Here is a 235-nt window from a genome sequence, read left to right as displayed (position 1 = left end):
TGGAGCCGCGGTGGATGATCGGTATCGACCCCGAGAGTGAGGGTTTGGCGCGGGCCCGCACGCTGGGCCTGGAAACCAGCCATGAGGGTGTGGACTGGTTGCTCGCGCGTGAGGAGCTGCCCGACATGGTGTTCGAGGCGACCAGCGCCTATGTGCATCGGGATGCGGCGCCGCGTTACGCCGAGGCCGGTATCCGGGCCATCGATCTGACGCCGGCCGCGATCGGGCCGGGGGT

At 69.4% G+C, this 235-nt stretch carries 1 pseudogene; it reads left to right on the top strand.

The window, feature by feature from the left end:
• A pseudogene (locus ACZYYX_RS29495) lies at positions 1-235 on the top strand (acetaldehyde dehydrogenase (acetylating)); the annotation flags it as partial.

Source organism: Mycobacterium sp. IDUB_1 (assembly GCF_055419625.1).
Note: the sequence above shows the minus strand (reverse complement) of the source record. Positions and strands in the feature narration are given on the sequence as shown.